This window comes from Dethiosulfatibacter sp. (genome assembly GCF_983023055.1).
Genome location: NZ_CEZJXU010000282.1, coordinates 1 through 3397 on the forward strand (window position 1 = coordinate 1; position 3397 = coordinate 3397).

Genomic DNA, 3397 nt, shown 5'->3' on the forward strand with positions numbered 1-3397 from the left:
AGATTATCCTTCCTGCCGCTGATGGCAAGTCTGATAAGGTTGTAGGTGAGAGTGATATTGCATATGGTCTATTAAAAGGGGAAAAGGTTGTAATGGATTTTATTGCTACTCAAGGTTCTGTAACAAGGGTTGAAGCTGAGAAAATATTAAGTCTTGGTAAAACTCAGTCTTATACAGTGTTGAAGAGGATGTGCGACAAAAGGATACTAGTTAAAATTGGAAGGGGCAAGGATACAAAATATATTGCAAATTAGAATAACCAGTAGGTCCTGTCGAATAATACATAAGCGTACCTGTGAAACTTCCGAAAAATGATATGCAATGATTAAATATTCACTCTGATTAAAAGACCAAGTCTACCTTTTATATAAGGTTATGATATATGGGAAACAGGTACGATTCGTGCTTTGTATCGAAGTATGGATATATATGATATTAGAGGAGAAAAATGGTCATAGACAAAGATGCAAAGGTGTTTGATATTTTAGAATAATATGGTGACATTGCTGATGTTATGGACGAGTTTTTGAGCATGCTTAAGAAAGCTTGTGAAACTAAAAAATAATGGCAATTTGAAGATATTCATTAGCAAAGAATGAAGAAGGCAATAAAAGTTTTGTGATTTGTCGAATCAATATCAGTCGATTGTTTAGTTTCGAAATAAATCAAATACACTATCAGACCCTTTGCTCCGTGAATGTGGGGTCTGATTTACGTTTATATATCATTGACATTGCTGTGAATTCAAGTATAATAATTGAGGCAATACTAAAAAGGAAGTGTAATATGAATATTCTAAAAAAAATAAAAGATATTTTACATAAAATTATCACAAAATCAAAAAATAAAATACACAAACCATCTACCCCAATTATGGTTTGTAAAGAAATTTTAATCATAGCGGTATGCTTACAATTAGTACTAGAAATGATGGGACACCGATCAATCATCAATGGTTTGATGACACCACTTACAAACCCGCTTATGTTCATTTGTAGTGTCTTCTTTCTATGTAGTTTCTTAGTTTTTTCTTTATTCCTATCAAAAAGACATTTTGGCTATATTTGTGTCAGTACCATATGGCTTTGGCTTGGTTTTACTAACTTCATATTGTTAAGCTTTAGAACAACACCACTCACTGCTACAGATTTTAAAATGTTAACCTCTGTATTCACTGTTGTTCAACGATATGTAAATACTTTTCAAATGATCCTCATTATTCTTTTTGCATTATCCATTATTGCTTCGCTTATCTTTGTTAGTATTAGGTTACCATTAACCCGAATATACTTGCGTAGAAGTATTGTGACAATAGCAATGTGCTTTCTCTTACTTACAGGCAGTTACAATGCTGCAGTAATTGGGAATGCTGTCACAAAGGATTTTGGTAACATCGCTGAAGCATTCCTTGATTATGGTTTTGCCTATAGTTTTTCTAGAAGTGTAGTTGATAAAGGTATACAAAGGCCAAAGACTTATTCCTCTGAAACTGTTGGTGAAGTCCTTGAAATGCTGCCTATAAAAACAGATTGCATTGAAGATGATTCAACTACTGATGATATATTGATTAATGTAGATGTAGTTCTGGACAAGGTATACGGGGATAAATTAGCAACTGAAGTGGAAATTAACACGACACCAAACATCGTGCTTATCCAACTTGAATCCTTTTTTGATGTTAATAGGATTAAGGGATTAGAATTTAATACAAATCCGTTGCCTTATATGACCAAACTTATGGAAAACTATTCATCAGGTTATGTTACGGTCCCCTCGATAGGTGCGGGTACTGCCAACACAGAATTTGAAATATTAAGTGGAATGAGCCTCGATTATTTTGGCGCAGGTGAATACCCATATAAAACAATTTTAAAGAAATCGACGGTTGAAAGTCTACCATACGCACTCACCGAATTGGACTACCACAATCATGCAATCCATAACAACATGGGTACTTTTTATGCTAGACACAATGTATACCCAAGATTAGGTTTTGACAGTTTTTCTTCCATAGAGTATATGCAGGACATTGAATACAACCCACTCAATTGGGCTAAAGATAAAGTATTAATCCCAGAAATTACTAAAGCACTTCAAGCAACTCAAGAACAAGACTTTATTTTTGCTGTATCGGTGCAACCTCATGGAAAATATCCAGCAGAACCCATTATTGATAACCCAGTCATTGTGCCTTCAAGCGTTATTGGTGCACCAGCAATGATTAGCAATGACATTGATTCATCACTTGAAGATATGACGGACCTTACAGTGCCACTTTCTTCCGAGGAGCCCCTTGAAGAGTTAACTTACAATAAATATCTTTACTATGCGAATCAAGTTTATGAGACGGATGCTTTTGTTGGTGATTTAATCCAAACATTGGAAGACTTCCCTGAACCAATTGTCGTAGTCTTCTATGGCGATCATATGCCCTCTTTAGATATCACAGATGAGGACTTAAAAGATGGCACACCTTTTCAGATTGAATACGTCATATGGGACAACATGGGACTTGAGAAAACAAATCAAGATTTAATGGCATATCAAATGGGTTCGACTATTATGGAAAGACTTGGTTATAGCAATGGTCTTCTAAATCTCTTTCACCAAACTATGAAAGACACAGAGAATTACGAAGAAGAACTTCAGCTACTTCAATACGATATGCTATATGGGGATAAGAATGTATACGGTGGTAAAAACCCCTTCAAAAAGAAAAAAATGAAAATGGGTGTTGATCCTATTAACATCTTAGATGTTACTGATAAAGGTGACGCTATTATAGTTAGTGGCCTGAATTTCACAATGTGGAGTGAGGTGTTTTTAAACAATGAACAGTCTGATACCGTATTCTTAGACAGTCAAACACTGCTTGTACCACACGTTAACATGGCGCCAAACACCACTGTAAAGGTATCACAGATAACAAAAACCGGTAGAGTATTAAGTTCGAGCGATTCCTGGACCAATGAAATAGAAGAATCAATAGAAGAGTTAGTCGATTTAGAATTAATTTTCCAATAAGGTAATCAAAAACCAACATATACCAATATTTAATAGCAGTGCCTGTGAAACCTCCGAAAAAATGCCCTGAAAATCGCAATATTTCCTTGTCTTGAATAATTATTCAACTAAGTCCAGTGATTTTCCAGGATTAAACATTGGACTTAAGAATCATGGCAAGCAATTAAGAGAGGGTGGTAGTCAAGGTCTTAGAATAGAATTGAAATCCATTAAAGAGGGTATAGAAGTTCCGTTGAGATACGAGTCTGATGGTATCAAAAAAATCATATCGATTTTAAGTACTATGATTATAATGTTTGATACTAATATGCTATACTTGTTTTAAGCGGGTATTGAATTAAAATAGTAAAAGTAGGTGTCTGCTGTGTAGATG

At 34.7% G+C, this 3397-nt stretch carries 2 protein-coding genes and 1 pseudogene; all 3 read left to right on the forward strand.

The window, feature by feature from the left end; translation table 11 throughout:
• Window positions 1–254: pseudogene (locus AC3AX0_RS09635) on the forward strand (hypothetical protein); the annotation flags it as partial.
• A gap of 532 nt (window positions 255–786) precedes the next feature.
• On the forward strand, window positions 787–3024 hold the full coding sequence (locus AC3AX0_RS09640) for an LTA synthase family protein (RefSeq protein WP_487550077.1): 2238 nt from the start codon (window positions 787–789) through the stop codon (window positions 3022–3024).
• A gap of 91 nt (window positions 3025–3115) precedes the next feature.
• Window positions 3116–3349, forward strand: a complete 234-nt coding sequence (locus AC3AX0_RS09645; protein WP_487550078.1) for a hypothetical protein — start codon at window positions 3116–3118, stop codon at window positions 3347–3349.
• Window positions 3350–3397 lie beyond the last annotated feature (48 nt).